The sequence below is a fragment of the Desulfobulbus sp. genome (assembly GCF_031547805.1).
Taxonomy (GTDB): domain Bacteria; phylum Desulfobacterota; class Desulfobulbia; order Desulfobulbales; family Desulfobulbaceae; genus Desulfobulbus.
This window is the reverse complement of the sequence record NZ_JAVBRQ010000034.1, coordinates 1-18846: the sequence shown is the minus strand read 5'-3', so window position 1 is coordinate 18846 and position 18846 is coordinate 1. Positions and strand designations below refer to the sequence as shown.

At 56.9% G+C, this 18846-nt stretch carries 15 protein-coding genes and 1 pseudogene; 7 read left to right on the top strand and 9 right to left on the bottom strand.

Annotated elements, in window-relative coordinates:
- Nucleotides 1-191 precede the first annotated feature (191 nt).
- Genes glnD through RMR13_RS12245 form a run of 3 tightly spaced genes read right to left on the bottom strand, consistent with a single transcriptional unit; the run spans nucleotide 192 to nucleotide 4390 of the window.
- A complete protein-coding gene (gene glnD / locus RMR13_RS12255; RefSeq protein ID WP_310600912.1) occupies nucleotides 192-2777 on the bottom strand; it encodes a [protein-PII] uridylyltransferase in 2586 nt (861 codons plus the stop codon).
- The gene (locus RMR13_RS12250) at nucleotides 2777-3115 is read right to left on the bottom strand and encodes a P-II family nitrogen regulator (RefSeq protein WP_310600911.1); all 339 of its coding nucleotides are present in this window, start codon (nucleotides 3113-3115) and stop codon (nucleotides 2777-2779) included. Before RMR13_RS12250 ends, glnD begins: the two co-directional genes overlap by 1 nt.
- A 54-nt stretch (nucleotides 3116-3169) precedes the next feature.
- A complete protein-coding gene (locus RMR13_RS12245; protein ID WP_310600910.1) occupies nucleotides 3170-4390 on the bottom strand; it encodes an ammonium transporter in 1221 nt (406 codons plus the stop codon).
- 468 nt (nucleotides 4391-4858) lie between these two features.
- On the opposite strand from RMR13_RS12245, the gene RMR13_RS12240 reads away from it, so the two are divergent.
- Nucleotides 4859-5236: a PilZ domain-containing protein gene (locus RMR13_RS12240; RefSeq protein WP_310600909.1), complete on the top strand. Its 378-nt coding sequence runs from the start codon at nucleotides 4859-4861 to the stop codon at nucleotides 5234-5236.
- Between the two features lie 460 nt (nucleotides 5237-5696).
- On the opposite strand, the gene RMR13_RS12235 is transcribed toward RMR13_RS12240, so the two are convergent.
- On the bottom strand, nucleotides 5697-6287 hold the full coding sequence (locus RMR13_RS12235) for a CvpA family protein (RefSeq protein ID WP_310600908.1): 591 nt from the start codon (nucleotides 6285-6287) through the stop codon (nucleotides 5697-5699).
- A gap of 143 nt (nucleotides 6288-6430) precedes the next feature.
- On the opposite strand from RMR13_RS12235, the gene RMR13_RS12230 reads away from it, so the two are divergent.
- Both RMR13_RS12230 and mutM read left to right on the top strand, forming a co-directional pair.
- Complete coding sequence (locus RMR13_RS12230) at nucleotides 6431-7213, top strand: 4'-phosphopantetheinyl transferase superfamily protein (protein ID WP_310600907.1); 783 nt, start codon at nucleotides 6431-6433, stop codon at nucleotides 7211-7213.
- Nucleotides 7206-8042 carry a bifunctional DNA-formamidopyrimidine glycosylase/DNA-(apurinic or apyrimidinic site) lyase gene (gene mutM / locus RMR13_RS12225; RefSeq protein WP_310600906.1) on the top strand — a complete coding sequence of 279 codons (837 nt, stop codon included), beginning with the start codon at nucleotides 7206-7208 and terminating at the stop codon, nucleotides 8040-8042. The genes RMR13_RS12230 and mutM overlap by 8 nt, the downstream gene beginning before the upstream one ends.
- 101 nt (nucleotides 8043-8143) lie before the next feature.
- On the opposite strand, the gene RMR13_RS12220 is transcribed toward mutM, so the two are convergent.
- From RMR13_RS12220 to RMR13_RS12205, 4 genes are read right to left on the bottom strand one after another with little or no spacing between them, the layout of a single operon-like run.
- A complete protein-coding gene (locus RMR13_RS12220) occupies nucleotides 8144-9493 on the bottom strand; it encodes a sigma 54-interacting transcriptional regulator (protein WP_310600905.1) in 1350 nt (449 codons plus the stop codon).
- Nucleotide 9494: 1 nt separating this feature from the next.
- On the bottom strand, nucleotides 9495-10061 hold the full coding sequence (locus RMR13_RS12215; protein WP_310600904.1) for a hypothetical protein: 567 nt from the start codon (nucleotides 10059-10061) through the stop codon (nucleotides 9495-9497).
- Nucleotides 10062-10075: 14 nt separating this feature from the next.
- Complete coding sequence (locus tag RMR13_RS12210) at nucleotides 10076-11530, bottom strand: HAMP domain-containing sensor histidine kinase (RefSeq protein WP_310600903.1); 1455 nt, start codon at nucleotides 11528-11530, stop codon at nucleotides 10076-10078.
- A gap of 4 nt (nucleotides 11531-11534) precedes the next feature.
- Nucleotides 11535-12452: a VanZ family protein gene (locus tag RMR13_RS12205; protein ID WP_310600902.1), complete on the bottom strand. Its 918-nt coding sequence runs from the start codon at nucleotides 12450-12452 to the stop codon at nucleotides 11535-11537.
- 311 nt (nucleotides 12453-12763) lie between these two features.
- Here RMR13_RS12205 and RMR13_RS12200 point away from each other — a divergent pair, with 311 nt between their 5' ends.
- The 4 genes from RMR13_RS12200 (at nucleotide 12764) to RMR13_RS12185 (ending at nucleotide 18183) form a co-directional block, all read left to right on the top strand.
- Nucleotides 12764-13018, top strand: coding sequence for a ComEA family DNA-binding protein (locus RMR13_RS12200; protein ID WP_310600901.1), 255 nt, complete (start codon nucleotides 12764-12766; stop codon nucleotides 13016-13018).
- 428 nt (nucleotides 13019-13446) lie between these two features.
- Nucleotides 13447-14235 (top strand): hypothetical protein, encoded by a 789-nt coding sequence (locus tag RMR13_RS12195; RefSeq protein WP_309411332.1) that lies wholly within the window; start codon nucleotides 13447-13449, stop codon nucleotides 14233-14235.
- A 111-nt stretch (nucleotides 14236-14346) separates the two neighbouring features.
- Complete coding sequence (locus tag RMR13_RS12190) at nucleotides 14347-17133, top strand: PKD domain-containing protein (protein ID WP_310600900.1); 2787 nt, start codon at nucleotides 14347-14349, stop codon at nucleotides 17131-17133.
- Between the two features lie 201 nt (nucleotides 17134-17334).
- The gene (locus RMR13_RS12185; protein ID WP_310600899.1) at nucleotides 17335-18183 is read left to right on the top strand and encodes a PKD domain-containing protein; all 849 of its coding nucleotides are present in this window, start codon (nucleotides 17335-17337) and stop codon (nucleotides 18181-18183) included.
- A 153-nt stretch (nucleotides 18184-18336) separates the two neighbouring features.
- On the opposite strand, the pseudogene tnpA reads toward RMR13_RS12185, so the two are convergent.
- Nucleotides 18337-18693 (bottom strand): annotated as a pseudogene (tnpA, locus tag RMR13_RS12180) (IS200/IS605 family transposase); the annotation flags it as partial.
- Between the last annotated feature and the right edge of the window lie 153 nt (nucleotides 18694-18846).

The window sequence follows — 18846 nt, the reverse complement described above, 5'->3', positions numbered from 1 at the left end:
GGTGGCATTGAGTATGGTTCATCTGAGCCTTTTCTTTTTGATATCATTAGGTATTTTCGCAAATCCAATGTATCGGAAAGCAAAAGGCTTTTCACGTTAAAACGACATTATTTCAAAAGGTTGCCTGTCGATTTTTCCTCGGTCATGCCAACCCCGAAACTTGAGACATGGATAAAAACGGCCGGCCGCATTCAGGCCGCCAGGGCCGCATCGGCGGTGTCCTCGCCGATCACCTGCATCAGGGCCGCGCGGACCCGGTCGATGGTGGCGCCATCGGTCAGCTTGTCCCCGGCCCCGGTTTTCACGTAAAAAATATCGATCAACTGTTCGACCTCGGTGGCGATGCGGGCTCGGTGGATGGACAGCTCGAAATCGGCCAGGGTCTGGGTCAGCTGATAGAGGGCGCCCCGGTTGTCGCCGCCGTAGACTTCGACGATCGTGTACGACGGCGAGGTCCGGTTGTCGACGACCACCTTGCGCTCCAGCTGCTGCACCGGCCGGTTTGCCCCATGCAGCTGCAGGTAGCCGCGCGCGTGGAGCTGATAGCCGACGTCCAGCCGGTAATTGACGGCCAGATTGAGATCCCGCTCCACCGCCTGCCAGTCCATCTCGTCGAAACTCCGCTGGAGGGCGGGAGTCACTTCCAGGGTGTCGACCACCGTGCCGTCCGGCCAGGTGAAGATCTGGGCCGACAGCACCGTCAGGTGGTGCAGGGCCAGCACCCCGCAGAATTTCGCCAGCAGGCCGAGCCGGTCCGGCCCCATGATCAGCAACGACCAGGAGCGCTCGCCCGCTTCCGGAAAAAGCAGGACCTGCTGGCTCAGGCGCGCCGCCCTTTCGGCGTGCACCCGGAGGTGGTGCAGTACCGCCGGCAGGCTGAAACTTAAGAGATAATCCGCCGGCAGATTCTGGACATTCATCCGTACCGGCGCGCCGTCCAGCCGGGCCAGGATCTGTTCGCGCAGCCAGCTGACGCCCTGGGCCTCTTCCTCCTGGCCGAATCCGCCGAGATGGCATTCGGCGCCGAGGCAGGCCTTGAGACTCAAATACAGCTCCGCCAGCAAACTCGCCTTCCACTCGGACCAGGCCGAGGGGCCGGTGGCCTTGGAATCGGCGATGGCCAGCAGGTAGAGCATGGTGAGCCGCTCGATATTGCCGATCAGCTCCGCGGCCTGGCGGATGAAGGCCCGGTCGCTGAAATCGCGCCGCAACGCGTTCTCCGGCAGATAGAGGTGGTGGCGAACGAGAAAGGCCAGGGTGGCGCATCCCTCTTCGTCCAGATGAAGCCGGGCGCCGATGCCGGCGGCCATTTCCGCCCCGAGGACCGAATGGTCGGCCCGGCGGCCCTTGCCGATGTCGTGCACGAGCGCGGCCAGATAGAGCACCTCGGGCTGGCCGGCTTCGGCGAACAGCTCCGGCTGTTCCCGTTGCAGCGCCTTCAGTTCGGTCACTGTTTGCAACTGGTGGCGGTCAACGGTGTAGAGATGATAGAGATCGTGCTGGGCCAGCGATTCCACCCCGGCGAACTCGGGGAGGTAGCGGGTCAGCAGCCCGGTGGCCAGCATGGCCTCCAGTACCGGAAAAATCGGCTCCACCTGGGTCAGCAACTCGAAAAAGGCCTTGGCGACCCGCTTCGAGGACCGGAACCGCTCGTCCACCAGGGACAAATGGCCGGCCACGCTCTGGCGGGTGCGGTGGTGCAGCGGCGCTCCGGCCCGGCCCGCCTGGAGAAAAAGCCGCATCAGCAGCAGGGGCCGCGCCGTTGGTTCTTCCAGCGAGGCGAGTCGCACGGTGCCCCCGCGGAGCACGATCCCCCGCTCCAACTGCTGTTCCGACGCCGAGCCGGCGGTCAGCCCCAGCACCTCGTGCACATGCTCAAAAAACAGATCGGTGACCACCGAAACGGTCTGCAGGTGGCTGTACAGATCCCGCATGAAATGCTCGACCCCGAGCATGCCCTCGGTGTCCCGGTAATCGAACGCCTGCGCCACCTCCTGCTGATACTCGAAGATCAGGTGGTCGTTCTTGCGGCGGCACAGCAGGTGCAGCCGGTTGCGGATCTTGAGCAGCATGGACCAGGCCTGCTCGAAGGCTTGCCGGTTTTCGGCCTCCAGCATGCCCGAGGACTGGATGGCGTCGAGATCCTGCAGGCCGAACACGCCCTTGGCCACCCAGCCCATGGCCTGGATGTCCCGGAGCCCGCCCTTGCCTTCCTTGATGTGCGGTTCGAGCAGATAGGCGTGGCTGCCGAATTTCCGCCAACGCTCCTGCTTGAAGACCTCCATGGTCCGGACGAAATCGAGCCGTCGGCCATCCTGCACTTTCTGGGCATAACCGGCGCGCAATTCGTCGAACAATGCGGACGAACCCGCGATCAACCGGGCATCCAGCAGGGACACCCGGAAATGGAAATCGTCCAGGGCGAACTGGATGGCATCCTTGACGCCGCGCACACTGTGGCCGACCTCGAATCCCTCGTCCCACAGCGGATACAGCAAGGCCTCGGCGACTGCCTGCATCGATTTCCTCGACCGCCGGTCGTGGAGCAGGAGCAGATCGATATCCGAATAGGGGTACAACTCCTGGCGGCCGTATCCGCCCAGGGCCACCACCGCGATGGCGCCCTTGGCCTGTCGCACCGCCTGGGCGCTCTCGAAGCGGTCGGCGACGTAGGCGTCGACCAATGCCGCGGAACGGCGCAGAATCTCCTGGCCGCTGAGCCCTTCCCTCCAGGACTCGACCAAGGCTTCCTGCCTGGTCCGCAGCGTCTGGGCCATCAGACCGCCTCGCTGCCGGTTTCGCCGGTCCGAACCCGCACGACCTGCTCCACCGGCAGGACAAAGATCTTGCCGTCACCGATCTTGCCGGTCCTGGCCGCAGTGAGGATCGTCTCGATCACCTGGTCCACCTGCTCGTCCGCAACGATGACCTCCATCTTTATTTTTGGAACGAAATCGACCACATATTCGGATCCGCGGTAAATCTCCGTGTGCCCCTTCTGCCGTCCGTAGCCCTTGACCTCGGTCACGGTCATCCCCTTGATGCCGATGCCGTTCAAGGCATCCTTGACTTCATCGAGCTTGAACGGCTTGACGATGGCTTCGATCTTTTTCATTGCATTCTCCACAGGAGCAGCCCCGGCCTCTTCGACCGATAACGGCCCGATGCCTCAGTTGTAGGCGGTCTCCGAATGTTCGGTAGAGTCGAGCCCCTGGTGCTCGGCTTCCTCGCTGATCCGCAGTCCCATGACCCCGTGCACCGCCTTGAGGATGATCCAGCTGACCGCAAACGCGTACACGCAAACCACGCCGACCCCCACCAGCTGATGCACCACCTGCGCCCCGTTGCCGGCCAGCAGGCCGTCCACCCCGTTCGGATTGGCCGTCTTGGTGGCGAAAACCCCGAGGAGAATGGTGCCGGTCACGCCGCCCACGCCGTGAATGCCCACCACATCGAGGGAGTCGTCGAATTTGAATCGGCTTTTGAGGTTGACCGCCAGATAGCAGACCACGCCGGCAACCAGGCCGATGGCGATCGCCCCGTTCGGCCCGACGAATCCCGCGGCCGGGGTGATGGTGGCCAAGCCGGCGACGGCGCCGGAGGCAGCGCCCAAGGTCGTGGGTTTGCCCAACTTGATCCACTCCATGACCGTCCACATCATCATGCCCGCCATGCCGCCGAAATGGGTGGCGACAAAGGCGGTGCCGGCCACTTCGTTGGCTGCCAGGGCGCTGCCGCCGTTGAATCCGAACCAACCGAACCACAGCAGGCCGGTTCCCAGCATGGTCATGGGCAGGTTGTGGGGCATGAAGTTGGTCTGGCCGTATCCCTTGCGCGGCCCGATGACCATGACCGACGCCAGGGCGGCCGCACCGCAGGTGGCATGCACCACCAGGCCGCCGGCAAAATCGAGCACGCCCAACTTGGCCAGCCAGCCGCCGCTGCCCCAAATCCAGTGGCAAACCGGGTTGTAGACCAAAACGGCCCAGAGCAGACTGAAGATCACAAAGGCGGGAAAACGGACTCGCTCGGCAAAGGCGCCGGCGATCAGGGCCGGGGTGATCACCGCGAACATGCACTGATACACCATGAACACCAGATGTGGAATCGTGGTCGCATAGACCTCGCTCGGGGCGGTGCCGACCCCCTTGAGTCCCACCCAGGACAGGCTGCCGACCAGCCCGCCGATATCGGGACCAAAGGACATGGAATACCCGAGATACACCCACTCCAGCGAAACGAGCGAGATCAGGATGAAGCTCTGCATGATGGTTCCCAGAACATTCTTGCTTCGCACCATGCCAGCATAAAACAAGGCCAGCCCGGGAGTCATCAGCAGCACCAACCCCGCAGCCGCCAGGATGAACGCCGTATCCGCGCCGTTGATCATCGCGCCTCCAGAATTAACAATTTTGTATCAATTACAAAAATAATTTAACAAAGAGGTGGCGATTAAGCAAATATTCTTTCATTGACCCACAAAAAAGTAATGCCTTTCGACAAGCCAACGGCATCGACTGGCAACCACCCCTTCCATTGCCGATGAATATTCAAATTCAAGGCCAGGGAAATTTTTATTTTACAACAATTTAATATCAAATAACTTTCCCAAGAAACATCTCGTGGAAACCGTAAGAAACGATACATTTTTGGCATTTCCCCCCAAGCAAGAAACAAAAATGTCGCCCCGCTTTCGGGCCATACCCTTGATTGACAAACGGAAATCCAGGCTGTACTCTTCACCCAACTTAAGCATTGGGCATGGCAGGATACTGGTGGACGCGGGTTTCGCCCCACTCTTGCCGAACCGCCGCAAGACCACCCCGCAAGTCTTGCTCGCCGACCGACAGGATACGGAATGTCAAAGGAACGCAGACGATATATTCGCCCGGAATCATTGAATTTGCTAGACTACCTCGTTGTGGACGACCAGGGACGCCCAAGCGAATATTCCATGGCGAGAACCCTGAACGTGAGCAAGGGCGGGATTTTGATGGAAACGCACATTCCGTTGCCCAAAGGGCAGCAGGTGATGATCACGCTGGGGTTGAAGGACCAGTTGATCGATGTGATGGGGCGGATCGTCTATTCCGCAAGCGACGCGGGCTGGCACCACAGCGGCGTCGAATTCTTTCATGTCTCCGATAACGACAAACGCATCCTCGACAGCTATGTCACCGCGTTCCACAAGCTGCACGCCCTGGACATAGCCAAACATCCCATGCCGGCCGCATAAGGCCGAGTCAGGCGGACAAACCTGGTTTGTGTCGTTCTTTGTCCGGACCGTTCACGCCCGCCCCTTCCGCATTCTTCGTCGAAACCGACGATGTCGTCCCCGCCGAGATAACCGCCGGCCCGTGGCTCGGCCGTTTTCAGAACGCATCCAATCGTGGTGGCGGTGCCTCTGCGCCGACAAGCGCGCTCCGGGATCGACCGCGAGCCGCTTGACCGAAACCGTTCATGTCTTTCCCAAACCGTACGTTACCCCTGGGGCGGAATACGATGCGCTGGACGTGAAATTCGCCCTGCTGGTCTTGCCCGAGCCGGCCAACGATCGCGCACCTAAGCCTCGTCCAGACGGTCCATCCACTTCAGCAAACACATTGGCTCGCAGCCGGATCGGCCACGCAACGGTTCGAGCCTGGCACAGGCGGCGGGGTGGGCGCAACCGAGCGGAAGCGGGGAACGAAAACGCTTCAGGTCTGCGCCGGTTTCTTCTGTTCGGGCTTCCGGTCCGCCGGCTTCTCCGGCAGCAGGTCATTGAGGATGGCCGGTTCCTTCTGCATCAGATAACCGCGCATCCGGGGATCGTCGACGAACGAGCGCAACCATTCCGCGCTCTGCTTGAGATAGGGGGCGGAATACGATTTGCGCAGCATCTCGTTGGTGGTCGACAGGGTGGAGGCCAGCAGCATGTAGAGCAGCGAGGCGACCAGAACGGCCTTGGCGCAGCCGAGCAGCAGCCCGGTCAGCCGGTCCAGCCAGCCCATCAGGGTGATCTGGAGAAAACGGTGCAGCACCTTGCCGATCAGGGTAAAGACCAGGGCCGAGACTACGAAAAGAATGGCAAAGCTGACGAAGAAGGTTAATTTGGGATTGTCGACGAAGCGCTCCGTCCAGGGCAGAATCCTGTCCGCATATTGCCCGGCAATGACATAACTGCCGACCAGGGCGAAAAAAGCGGCCAGCTGCCGCACAAAGCCGATCCAGATGCCCCGGACCATGAAGAGCAGAAAAAGAGCGGCGACCACCAGGTCGAAAAAGGTCAAATCATGCAATGTTGGCATAGGCTTGTGTCCAAAATCGTGAACAAAAAATTGCGATTGTCCCGGCTGCGGCCCCCCTTGCCCGGCCAGGACCGGGAACCCGGAGGCGGCCCGCAGAGAAGGGCGCCGGGGGCGGCCGGCCGATTATACCGGATTCATGTGCCATGACAAGCATTTGTCCGGAAAGCTCCGCCAAAACCTGCCACCTCCTCCTGGCCCATCTGGAGTGCCTGGCCGAGCGGTACCGCATGCTTGCCCCGAGCCGTTGCCGCCTGGCCCTGCTGGATTTACGGCTCCTGCCCCCGTTGATCGAGCAGACCGGGGCGCTTGCGCCTCTGCTCACGCCGTCCGAACAGGAAGTGTTCCAGCGATTCCGGTATCCCAAGCGGCAAGTGGAATGGTTGGGCGGACGCGTGGCAGCCAAATACTGCCTGCACCGGCTGCTTGCCCCCGAGGCGTTGCCCTGCGCGTGGCACCGATATTCGATCCTGGCCGACACCCACGGCCGGCCCTGTCTCGAGCGCGTGCCGGCGGACTGTCCGGAGGTGGCCGTCTCCATTTCCCACAGCCATGGGTATGCGGCGGCCCTGGCATGCCGGGCGGGAAGCGGCGGTGTCGACATCCAGCAGCTGACGTCGAAACTCGCCGGGGTGGCGGAACGGTTTGCGTCCGAAGAGGAGTTGGCGTTGATCGATCCCGAACTTGCTCCCCTTACCGGCCTCGGCCTGATCTGGACCGCCAAGGAGGCGGTAAAGAAATGTCTGCTGTCCGACCACCCGTCGTTTTTCGGCCGGATTCGCCTGACGCGGCTCGAACACGATCAAGAGACATCGGGCTGGAGAGCCCAATGCCGCATCGCCCAACCAAAGTCCATGACCGCCACGGTGCGCCTGGCCGAGGTGGATGGCCACCTGCTGGCCTGCGCCACGGGAGACGCCCATGCCTGAGTTGCCGGAAGTGGAAGTCACCCGCCGGGGCCTGCTCGACCAGCTGCCCGGTCGGACCGTGGTCGGCATCGCGGTCAGCGGCCACCGGCTGCGGACCCTGATGCCGCGCCGCCTGTTGCACGAGCACATCCTTCAGCACCGCATCCTGACCATTGACCGCCGGGCCAAATATCTGCTGGTGCGGCTCGACGGCGGCGCGGTCCTGGTTATCCATCTGGGCATGACCGGCAAACTGGGCTTGCTTGACGGCAACACGCCGCGCCATCGGCACGATCATCTGATTCTGACCTTGGATAACGGCAAGCAGGTGCGCTTGAATGACAGCCGCCGATTCGGGGCCGTGATGGTCTGGCCGGCGGAAGCGGCCGAGAACGCCGAGAGCGCCTTTTCCGACAGGGAAGGAATCGAGCCGCTGGGCAGCGAATTCACAGCCGCACATCTGCATCGGCTCGCGGACCGCAAAACAACGCCGGTCAAGTCGCTGCTCATGAACGGACGGCTCATTGCCGGCATCGGCAACATCTACGCCAACGAAATTCTGTTTGCCAGCCGCATCCACCCCGCGACCCCGGCAGGGCGGCTGGCTCTGGCCGACTGGCAACGGGTTATGGCCGAGTCACAACGGATATTGCAACTGGCGATCGCAACCGGTGGCTCCACCATTGCCGACTTTCTCAACGCCACCGGCCATCCCGGCTACTTCCAACTGCACTTCCAGGTGTATGGCCACGAGCATCTCCCTTGCCCGCGTTGCGGCCTAGCCATCGTCAAGACCGCCCTGGCGGGTAGAGCCACCTACTTCTGTCCCGCCTGCCAGCCGCCCTGGTAACGCCCGTCTCTTTTTAGAGACGAAAAATCCCCCCGTTTCTGCGCCCTCCCCTCGGGAACGCGCAATTTGCGTCGCATTTTAGCAACAGCAGAAACGAAATCTCAATCCTTGTACAGGGACGGCACGATATGATGCCGATTCAGTAACTTGTAAAAGTCGGTCCGGTTGCGCTGGGCCAGACGGGCGGCTTGCGAGACGTTGCCCTGGGTGGTTTGCAGCAACTGAATGAGATATTGCTGCTCAAACTGCCGGCGCGCCTCGGCCAGGGGCAGGATCTTCTTTTGATGCTGCTTGATGGCGTCGAACAGCAAATCCTCGGTGATCAGGGAGGAGGTCGCCAGGGCCACGGCGTTTTCGACCACATTGTACAACTGCCTGATATTGCCCGGCCATTCGGCCTCGACCAGGATTTTCATGGCCTCGGGCGTGAACCGTTTTTCCTGTCCGTCCTTCTTTTTGGTGAGTATGCCGACGAAATGCTCGGCCAGCAGGGGAATGTCTTCCTTGCGTTTGTACAGCGGGGGGAGTTCCAAGCTGACCACGTTCAGCCGGTAGAACAGGTCTTCGCGGAAGGTGTTTTCGCGGATCGCCTCCTCCAGGTTCTTGTGGGTGGCCGAGATAATGCGCACATTGACCGGCACCGGCCGGGGGCTGCCCACCGGGCGGATCTGCCGATCCTGGAGTACCCGCAACAGCTTGACCTGGATATGCAGGGGCATGTCGCCGATTTCATCGAGGAAAAGCGTGCCGTTATCCGCTGATTGGAACAGTCCGGCATAGCTTTTGACGGCGCCGGTGAACGATCCCTTGACATGGCCGAACAGTTCGGACTCCAGCAGGGATTCGGGGATTGCCGTGCAATTCACCGGAATGAAGGGGCCTTGCCGGTATTGGCTGGCCTTGTGGATGGCAATGGCGAGCAACTCCTTGCCGGTGCCGCTCTCCCCCCGGATGAGCACAGTGGAATCGGTTTCGGCCACCAGCTTGGCGCGGGAAAGCAGCTCTTCCATGATCGCGCTTTGGCTGATGATGTCCTGCCGCCATTCATCGCGGTTTTCCGCGATGTCTCCGCTGCCGCCGCAGGTCACCTCGATGGCCTTGGCGATTTCCTGGAGCAGGATCGCCCCTTCGATCGGCTTGGTCAAAAACGAAAAGACCCCCTGCCGCGTGGCCTCGACCGCCTCGGGAATGGAGCCATGGGCAGTGATGATGATCACCGGCACCGACTTGTTGAGCGAGCGGACCGCCTCGAACAGGGCCATGCCGTCGATGCCCGGCATCCGCAGGTCGGTAAGCACCACGTCGGGTTTGAAGGCGGAGAAGGTTGCCAGGGCCTCCTCGCCACTGGATGCGACCGCGACCTGGTAGTTCTTGCTTTCAAGGCGCAGTTTCCACAAACGAAGCAGATCGGCCTCGTCGTCAACCAATAGAATCTTGTATTGACGCCCCATATTACCGTTCCCTGTTTTTTATGATATTTTCGATGTTTTTCAGCTGTTCAATCTGCTGCTGCAAGCCCTTGATCCGGGCCTGATCCTCGGTTGAGCTCTTTTCCAGGGTATCGATGCGTTCCAACAAATCCCTGTTTTCAGTTTCCAGCTCTTCTTTCACATCTAAATTTTTGCTGCTTTGCGCCCATTTTCCGATCTTTTCCTGATCCAGCCGCTGCAATAGCTGCACAAGGCCTCGCAGGCTGGGTGTGCTTTCCGGATGCGCCTTGGTATATCGGCCAAGCACCTCCACTCCCCCTTTGAACTGCTTGTAGGTTGCCCGCTGATGCAGGCTCAGGCACACCAAGGCGGATGGGGCGGCATTATTATCGGGTCGATTCGCATCGGCAAGAGTAGCCTTATAGGCGCTGTTGAATTCCTTGCGGGAATACTTCTTGTTCTCGGCGACGCAGGCCAGGATGGCATCCGTGGCCGTCTCCTGATACTTGATGACTTCCTTGGGCGGTTCGGGCTCCCGCCAAAGCCCGGCGCAACCACTCAACATCGATCCAGCTACCAAGACACTCACCCAATATGCTCTCCTCATGGCGCTTCATCCCTACTACACGGCATGACCACTTCAAAACACGCCCCTTGTTCACTGGGGAGCAGTCGAAGCGTCCCACCGCTGTTCTGAATATATTCTTTGCTTATTGCAAGCCCCAAGCCAGACCCCTTCATCACGGACCGATTCTTCTGTTGCCCCTGAAAAAAAGGAAGAAAAATCTGGGCCCGATCCTCCTCGCTGATGCCGGGACCGCTGTCTTCGACAAGTAGCCGCAGCATCTGCCCCTTCCGTCGCATGATAATGCCGATCTCGCCGTCATCCGGGGTGAACTTGACGGCATTGGCAAGGAGATTATCGAGAACCGTCTTCAATTGCTGCGGATTGCCATTGACCTGCACCGGCAGCAATTCCGTCTTTAAATGAATATTCCTGGCCAGCATGGCGTTCCGGTGATCCTCCGTCACGTCGGCCACCAGGGCATCGATCCGGACATCCTGAAAATCAAGCGGTACTTCCTTGGCCTGCGCCATGTTGAAATCGAGGATGTTCTGAATGAGTTTCTGCAGCTTGCTGCAGTTATTGTCGAGAATGCCCACCACTTCGATCTGCTGGTCGCTCAGCGAGCCGACCAGGCCATCCTTGAGCAGCCCCGCGCCCTCCTTGATCGAGGACAAGGGCGTCTTCAATTCATGGGAGATGTGGGCCAGCATCCGTACTTTCTCCCGATCCAGAGTATTCAGCCGCTTGCGCAGCCAGTCGAGCTTCTCGCCGATCGTCTCCAGGTCGCGGGGGCCCGAGACCACGATCGGGGTTGAAAAATCGCCCTCGCCCAAGCGTTCGATGCCCCGGTCCAGCTGGCTGACCGGCTTGTTGATCAGGGACATGAACAAAACCACCAGCAGCACGCTGAAGCCGATCAATCCCGAAATCTGCCAGGTCAGGGCATTCTTGTTGCTTTGCACCCGCTCCTTGAGGGCGTCGACTTCCTTAATCATCAAGCCGTTGCTCGACCGTTCCAGTTCTTCCACCAGCGACCCGATCTCGCTATAGCCGGTAACGGCCTTTTCCTGCCTGCTTTTTCTGTCCGTCGCCGTACCGGAAAGATCCGTCAACTTCTCGATCAGGAGCCGTTCTTTGTTTTGGAGCTGTTCGAGTAACCCGATCAGTTCGCTGCCGGGATTCAGCCCGGCAAACTGGCCCAGCAGTTCTTCAATTTCCCGATGCCTGGCCGTGACATCCTCGAGGTGTTCGGTTTCGCCCAGCACCAAAAAGAGCCGCGCCGAGCGTTCCTCGCGGTTGAGCAACTCCGCCACCTTGCGGCAGTTGTCCACCCGGCCCGCGGAGCGAAACACGGCCACCGCGCTTTGCTGAACCAGTCCGTCGAGAATCTGGATCGCACTGCCCAGGGCCACAACCAAAGGCAGGGCGACAAAAATAAAGCCGGTGAGCAGCAGCGAGACAAAGGACCGGGGATGATAGATTCTGTTCACGGTATTACCTGTCGAGATAGATGTGATCAAGATAAATCACCTGCGGCCGGGGCTGCCGGGCGACAAACAGGCCGAAACCTTCGATATGTTCCATGTCCATGGCTCGGCCCCGAGGCGCCGTTTTGACCTGGTCCAGCGAAATCGCCAGATCGTTCCATCCGGGGACCAGGATAAAGGCCTTATTGAAACGATCCTCGAAATCCATGCCGAGCTTCCCGTGGTGCGTGTCATGGATGCGACTATTAAGCTGGAGCGGAGTCTGGCCGGGATTGTAGACGCTGAAATGTAGGATGCGATAATCGCGCCAGTCGCGGGGAAAACGGAATAGGGCAACTCCAGAATACGTTGCGGTCGTGAGCTGGAGCCGGGCCGCCCAGCTGCCATGACGGACATATTCCTGCTCCCGTCGCAGTTGCTCGGCATTTTCCCAGCGATCGCATTCAAACGGCGTTTCGAAATCGGCCAATACCGGGAACTGGCGACGAGCCGCAGATTCGTCATAGACCGCCCGTGCCAGCGGATAGATAGCCAAGACGATCAACAGGGACACCCCGAGTTGAAAAACGCGTTGCCGCCAGCGCACCGCAAACAGCCGCGGCCGGATACAGAAGGCAAAGGCGACCAGACAGCCGAGCAGGTTGCGCAGAACATCGAAGCTGTCCGGTGAGCGACCATCGGCGAACATCTGCAGAAACTCCACCGCCGTCCCGAGTAGCAAAACCAGAATGCATAGCGCGGCAAAGATAGAAAACGGGGAAATTGGCTTGCCTTTTCTGCTCCAACGGCTATGCGCCCAAAAAGTGAATACCAAAAAGTAGAAAAGATGCCCCAGGTCCCAAGTCGCCTGAAAGGAACGGGACGAATGGTATCCCGGCCCGCCCAAAAAGAAAAACGGCGCGCCCACCAACAGCGCCACCATCATAAGTAGATGGGAGCGACGGCGAGCCTGTTCCACTACTTGTCGAAAATATCCCATGTTTGTGCCTCGGCCGGATCGAACGACGGCCTCTTCCTTTCGTATATTCAGATTTCTCAAATTCTGCGGATACTCGTATGCATTTTATTCAGAGGCCACACTTCCCCGATGATTGGCAGCATCCCGCCAAAAGCTCTCGGCAATATTTTTGCGCAACCCAACGAGATAATATTTTTTCCAATTTGACTCGTGTAGTCATTTGCACCTATACTTGAATCAAAAGTTTCATTTCTCATCACCTCACCCAAGGAGATCGCATGAAAAAATTGTATCTGGCCCTTATGTTCGTTTTCTGTTTCGCAGCCGCCGCCTTTGCCAAGGTCAACATCAACACCGCCACTGCGGACGAATTGGCAACCCTCAACGGGATAGGAAAGGCCAAAGCTGAGGCCATCGTCGCCTATCGCACTCAAAATGGACAATTTCAGACAGTGGACGATCTTGCCAAGGTAAAAGGGATCGGCGGCAAAATCATCGAAAAAATCAAACCTGAAATCACGACAGGCGAATAATGTCCCGACCGCACCCGCCGCCGTTTCGACTTTTGGCGTGCGGGTGCCCGGCCTTCGATATTTCGATCTACGCTTTTCTACCAGGTCCGGAAAATCCCCTTTTGCAGCGGAAGATATTGTACTCCTAGGATATTCTTCCCGCCGCCTCGCCGCCTCGCCCGAAGCATCCCCCTTCATCCCAAAATTTCGTGTTTTTCGCCCTATCTTTTCTTCGCAATTCTCTCAAAACACGTTACAATAGCGTCATCAAAAATGATTCTCACTGAACTTCTTGCGCAGACGTGACAGCGCGGCGACCGCCGCGTTCTGGCCGGGGCGAGAAGAGCCTTTGTCACCCTTGAACAAAAGGCTTGGAGCACGGCCGGTGAGGCGAACCGGCATGCGCGCAACAGGTTCAATTATTCACTGCTTTTTTCCGGAGCATGACCATGTCAGAAAAAAAACGTTTAGGCGAACTCCTGATCGATGCCGGCCTCATTACCATGGAAGACTGTAATCGTGCCCTGAAAATGCAGGTCGGCGGAAATCGCAGGCTGGGCAGGATTCTGGTCAAAATGGGCACCATCACCAGCGACCAGTTGCTTGAAACGCTCTCTACCCAGTTCGATTCGCCGATCATCAGCGTTGCCCAGGAATACGACGCTTCGGCGAAAGGAGTGCTCCCCCGCTACCTCTGCTCCAAATACGATGTCCTCCCCCTGTGTCTTGAGAGCGACAGAATTCTTCGGGTTGCCATGGCCGATCCCTCGGATATCGAGGCCATTACCGATATCGAGAATTTCACCGGTAAAGCGGTCCAGCCCTGTCTGGCACGGCAAACCGACATCCAACAGGCAATCAAGAAATTCGTGCCGATATCGTTGAGCGACATCTTCAATCCCCAACGCCACACCCGGTACGCCAAAATCACCTCGGCCGTTGCTTTGATCCTGATCATCGCTGTTGCCGGCTTTACGTACCGTTTCTATGTCCAGACCAAGTACGGTACCATCACTCATACCGGCACCACCACCATCTACAAGAACCATGACCTGATGGTCGGACGCGACCAAAGCGGCAAGACTACCTTGCTAGGTCGTGGCGCCCACGCCGACGGCTATTATTCCATCACCTTCGATTCTCCCTTGGCTTTGGCCGATTTCGTGGAAAACAAGAAGAATGATCTCTCGACGGCCCAGTATGAATGGACCAAGTGGGCGATATCGCACGTGCGCTGACATACGTTTCCCCCATTCCGTCAATTTACCAAAACGTAATCAAGGCAACTGGTCAAAATTCACCTTGCACCATATCTTATTGATTTTTCGACCGATGACTAAACACAACGCATGGCACGCATCGTGCACCTTCCCTGCAAAGACATTCGAGTTTTTGCTTCTTCTCATGCGGTGATAACAATGTATACTCGGATTATCCGTCTATTTCTCCTGCTCAGTTCCATTGTGCCCGGCCTAGCCTTGGCAACACCGTCCATTCGCGTCGAATGGGGATATATTCCTCCGGCTATACCATCCATTACTGCATTCCATGTGTATGCAAACGGTAAACTCCTTTGCACAAGCGAGAATGCCGACGCCATCTCAATGGAGTGCCCGACGTCGTTACCTGTGGGCACCACAACCAGCGTCACTCTAACCGTCACGTTTGCCGACGAAACCGAAAGCCCACACTCCGACCCTATTGAAGTGACCGTAACCGAAGCCGATATTGCATCTCCCGTACCCGATCCCCCAACGATCCCTTCGACAGTTCCGCCAAATCAAACACCTCACGAGGCTTTGGAAACAACGGGTAGCAAGCTGTTCACCTTCAACTGGGCAACGCCAACCGACACCACCAATCTCAAAGGTTACCGGATTTACCTGAACAGTGCTCTGTTGTGCGAGACAACCAATACTGCCGCTACCACGATCTCCTGCAAGGCGGATCTCATCCATAACACTATGACTTTCAGCGTGGTCGAGATAACTGCCAACGGCAGTGAGAGCAGCCCATCCAACCTCCTGGTCTTTGACCCCACAGCCTATCCAGAGTTGTTCAATACCAAACAGCTCAGTTTCTCCTGGGAATACAATCAAACAAGCAGTATCAAGGGATTTCGCATTTACCAAAACTCAAACCTGATCTGCCAAATCAACGATCCAAACGCGCGGCAACTGACCTGTACCGCCGACCTCATGACCACTCCAGCCATTTATACGCTGACTTCGATAGATACCAATGACATCGAAACCAGCTTTTCCAACGCCCTCACCTACACCGGCAGCACCGACACCATCACAAAGGAATTGAAGGCTGCGATCGCCGCCAATACCGTTGCCGGCCCGGCACCATTGCCGGTCACTTTCGACGCCTCCGCGTCAACCGGAAGCGTGACGAGCTACCAATGGGATTTTGGCGACGGATCGACTTCAACAACCGCGTCAGCCAGCCACACTTACGCCACAGCAGGCACATATACGGCCAAGTTGACCGTCGTCAATAGTGCCGGTGCGACCAACACGACAACCATCGCCATTACGGCATCCCGTCCTGCAGTCGTTGAGCCCACACCACCGACCGCTGTCGTTTCCACCTCGATAGCAACGGGACCAGCGCCCCTCACGGTCAGTTTCGACGGATCCGGTTCGACCGCCACCAATACCTCCATTGCCTCGTACAGCTGGAGTTTTGGTGACGGAGCTTCAAGTATAGGCGCCAGCGCCGCCCATACCTACACCTCGGCAGGCACCTACACCGCCACCCTGACCGTTACCGACAGTAAGGGACAAAGCGGCCGGATCGATACCCCGGTCATCGTTAGCGCACCCGTGGCTGTCAACAAAGCACCCCAAGCGGTCATCAGCGCGACTCCGACCAACGGTTTGGCGCCACTTACCGTAACTTTCGATGGAGGCGGTTCGAGTGACAGCGACGGTACGATCAGTACCTATATCTGGAACTTCGGTGATGGCAGTACGGCCAGCGGCAAATCGGTCAGCCATACCTACACATTAAAGGCATCATTTGCCGCCACCTTGCAGGTAACGGATGACAAGGGGGCAACCGGTATCAGCAGTGTCGCCATTGCCACCAACGTCGAGCCACCGCCGCCAACGGAGGTGAAAATTGAAACTGGCGAGGTAGCTGTGAGCAGCGAATGGATACGCGTTCCACTGAGCACATCGTTCACCAACCCGATTGTGGTCGCCGGGCCACCGAGCTTCAACAATGGCGAGCCCTGCACTGTCCGCATCCGCAATGTCAACAAAACCGGCTTTGACATCAAGCTGACAGAATGGAACTACTTGGATGGCATTCATCCGCAGGAAACTATCAGCTACCTGGTCATGGAAAGGGGGCATTACACCCTGCCCAGTGGCGCTGCTGTCGAAGCCGGTAGCTTCACAGGAGCCACTAATTTCAAAACAGTCCCCTTTACCACCGCCTTTGCCAAGGCTCCGGTAGTGCTCGCGAACATAGCCTCAATGAATGAAACGGATACTGTCAGCGGTCGGATCAAAAACATCACGGCATCAAATTTTTCCTATTACTATCGAGAGCAAGAGCAAAACACTAACTCGCATCTCACCGAGACGGTCAACTATATCGCCTGGGAACTCAGCACCGGCACCATCGGCAGTTTGCAGTACGAGGTAGGGAAGACGGCAAATTCAGTAACAAATGTTTGGTATAGTGGAAAATATCAAAGTGGATTCAACCAAGCACCTCTACTCCTTGCTGATATGCAAACCTCCAACGATCTCGATACATCTGCTCTACGTGTCAAGAGCCAAACCGCCGCAGGATTTCAAATAATGGTGGAGGAGGAACAATCTAAAGACAAGGAAGTAGCTCATCCTGCGGAAACCGTCGGCTACATTGCGCTTGATCAGCCGTCGGAGAAGACACTGGCGACATTTTACTGGGAATTCGACTCGGTCAAGGAAAGCGCGATCAGGGGGTTTCAAGTCTTGATTAATGGTGAAGTGATTTGCACAAGCGACAGCCCCTCTGACCGACAGCTTAGTTGTGAAACAACCAAGCCAACCGGTCAAATCGCCTTCACAATTCAAGCAATAAATACAACTGGCAGCCCCGAGAGCACTTCTAACACTATCTTTTATGTGCCATGAAACGACACGATGCTCTTCAACAAAGATTAGCACAACCGAAAATAAGATTGTCTTCTTTTGCTTGTGGTAAATGACTTGCGCCATTCCACCTAAGGATCAAACCAACCTGAACGAGCATGCAGATTGACCACCCCCAAAAGATCACAGAATAAACACACCCGATAACTTCATAGCTATAAAATAAATTCAAGGAGAAGCACTATGAAAACCTCCGTTACCTCCATCATCAAAGCCTCGCAGGCAACAGCCACTACTACTCTCTTTTTTGTCATGCTTGCAATATCCCAAACTTTTGCTGCCGACTTCTCCGGAAGCCTCAAAAGAGTCACCATCACTGACAGCCAAGCAAGCAATAAACCACCGATACCCACCTTTACCTATACAATCAGCGGGAAAATGGTTACCTTTGATGCCAGCACTGCAACCGACCCAGATGGCAACATCACTGAATTACATTGGAATTTTGGGGACGGTTCAAAAGGAAGTGGAGAAAATATAACGCATCAATACGGTACCACCGGGTCTTATCCAATAACACTCACTGCAATTGATAATAATGGTGCCGTTTCATTATATCAATTAACTATTAATTTAACCCCTCCAGTTAAAATTGCTGTCAATTTTCAACCAGTTTCTTCGTCCATCCCAGATGGATATATCCGTGACAGCGGCGATAGTTTTGATAGCACGAAAGGATACGGGTGGACTGTTCCTCCTGGGACGCAGGGTTTACGAGATCGAAACAGCTCACTGTCTCCCGATCAGGCCTACGATACTTTTATCCATGTTACTCCAACAGCTGTCTGGGAATATGCAGTCCCGAACGGCAAGTATCACGTTACAGTAACTGTCGGCGATCCAACTGCTCCAGATACGATTCAAGGAGTACAAGTAGAAGGGGCAGCTTTGATTTCTGCAGAATCCCTCAGCTCCTCAAAATTATGGATAACACGCGATACAATCGTTGAAGTTACCGATAATAGATTAACCTTAACTTTCAAAGGATCCACTACTGCAAAAATTTGCTGGATAAGGATTGATTCAGTGTAAAAAACAACTATTATACTTAGCGGAAACAAACTGTTTCCAATTATTACACCTCCAACGTGGTAACGCCAAAACTAAACAACCACCGACTTAAAGTCGGTGGGTTTGAAATCGCGTACTGAAAGTCCAGCAATACCGGCAGACTGCGCAGCCGGTTCAAGGCTCGACATCGAAACCGTCATGAGGTTTGGGTTCAAAATGATGAGAAAGGTACTCTTCGATCATCTCCTTAGTCAGTTCGCTTGCCGTCACACAAAAACAGCCGCGTGCCCAAAAGTGCTGCCCCCAATAGCGTCTCTTCACGTGGGGAAATTTTTCAAATATCTTTCGGGAAGTCCGCCCGTTCACCCATCTCATGATGGCAGATGGAGCGATATGGGGAGGAGCGGACACCAAAATGTGGACATGATCTTTACTTACCACTTCTCGAAGAATCTGAACCTCATACCGTTCACACGTGGCGGACAAGTTCACGAACTCGGAGGCCAAGGTCGCCCACCACAGTACGTGGTAACGATATTTCGTGGCTCCTCGTCATTTGGTGTGGATTTGATGTATATAGAGATCAAATCCACAGCAAATGAGCGGAGAAGATCATGAATGGCAACGATATCATTGCATTGGGCCTTGGATTACAGGCTCCGTGGGAGATTGTCGGGCAACAGC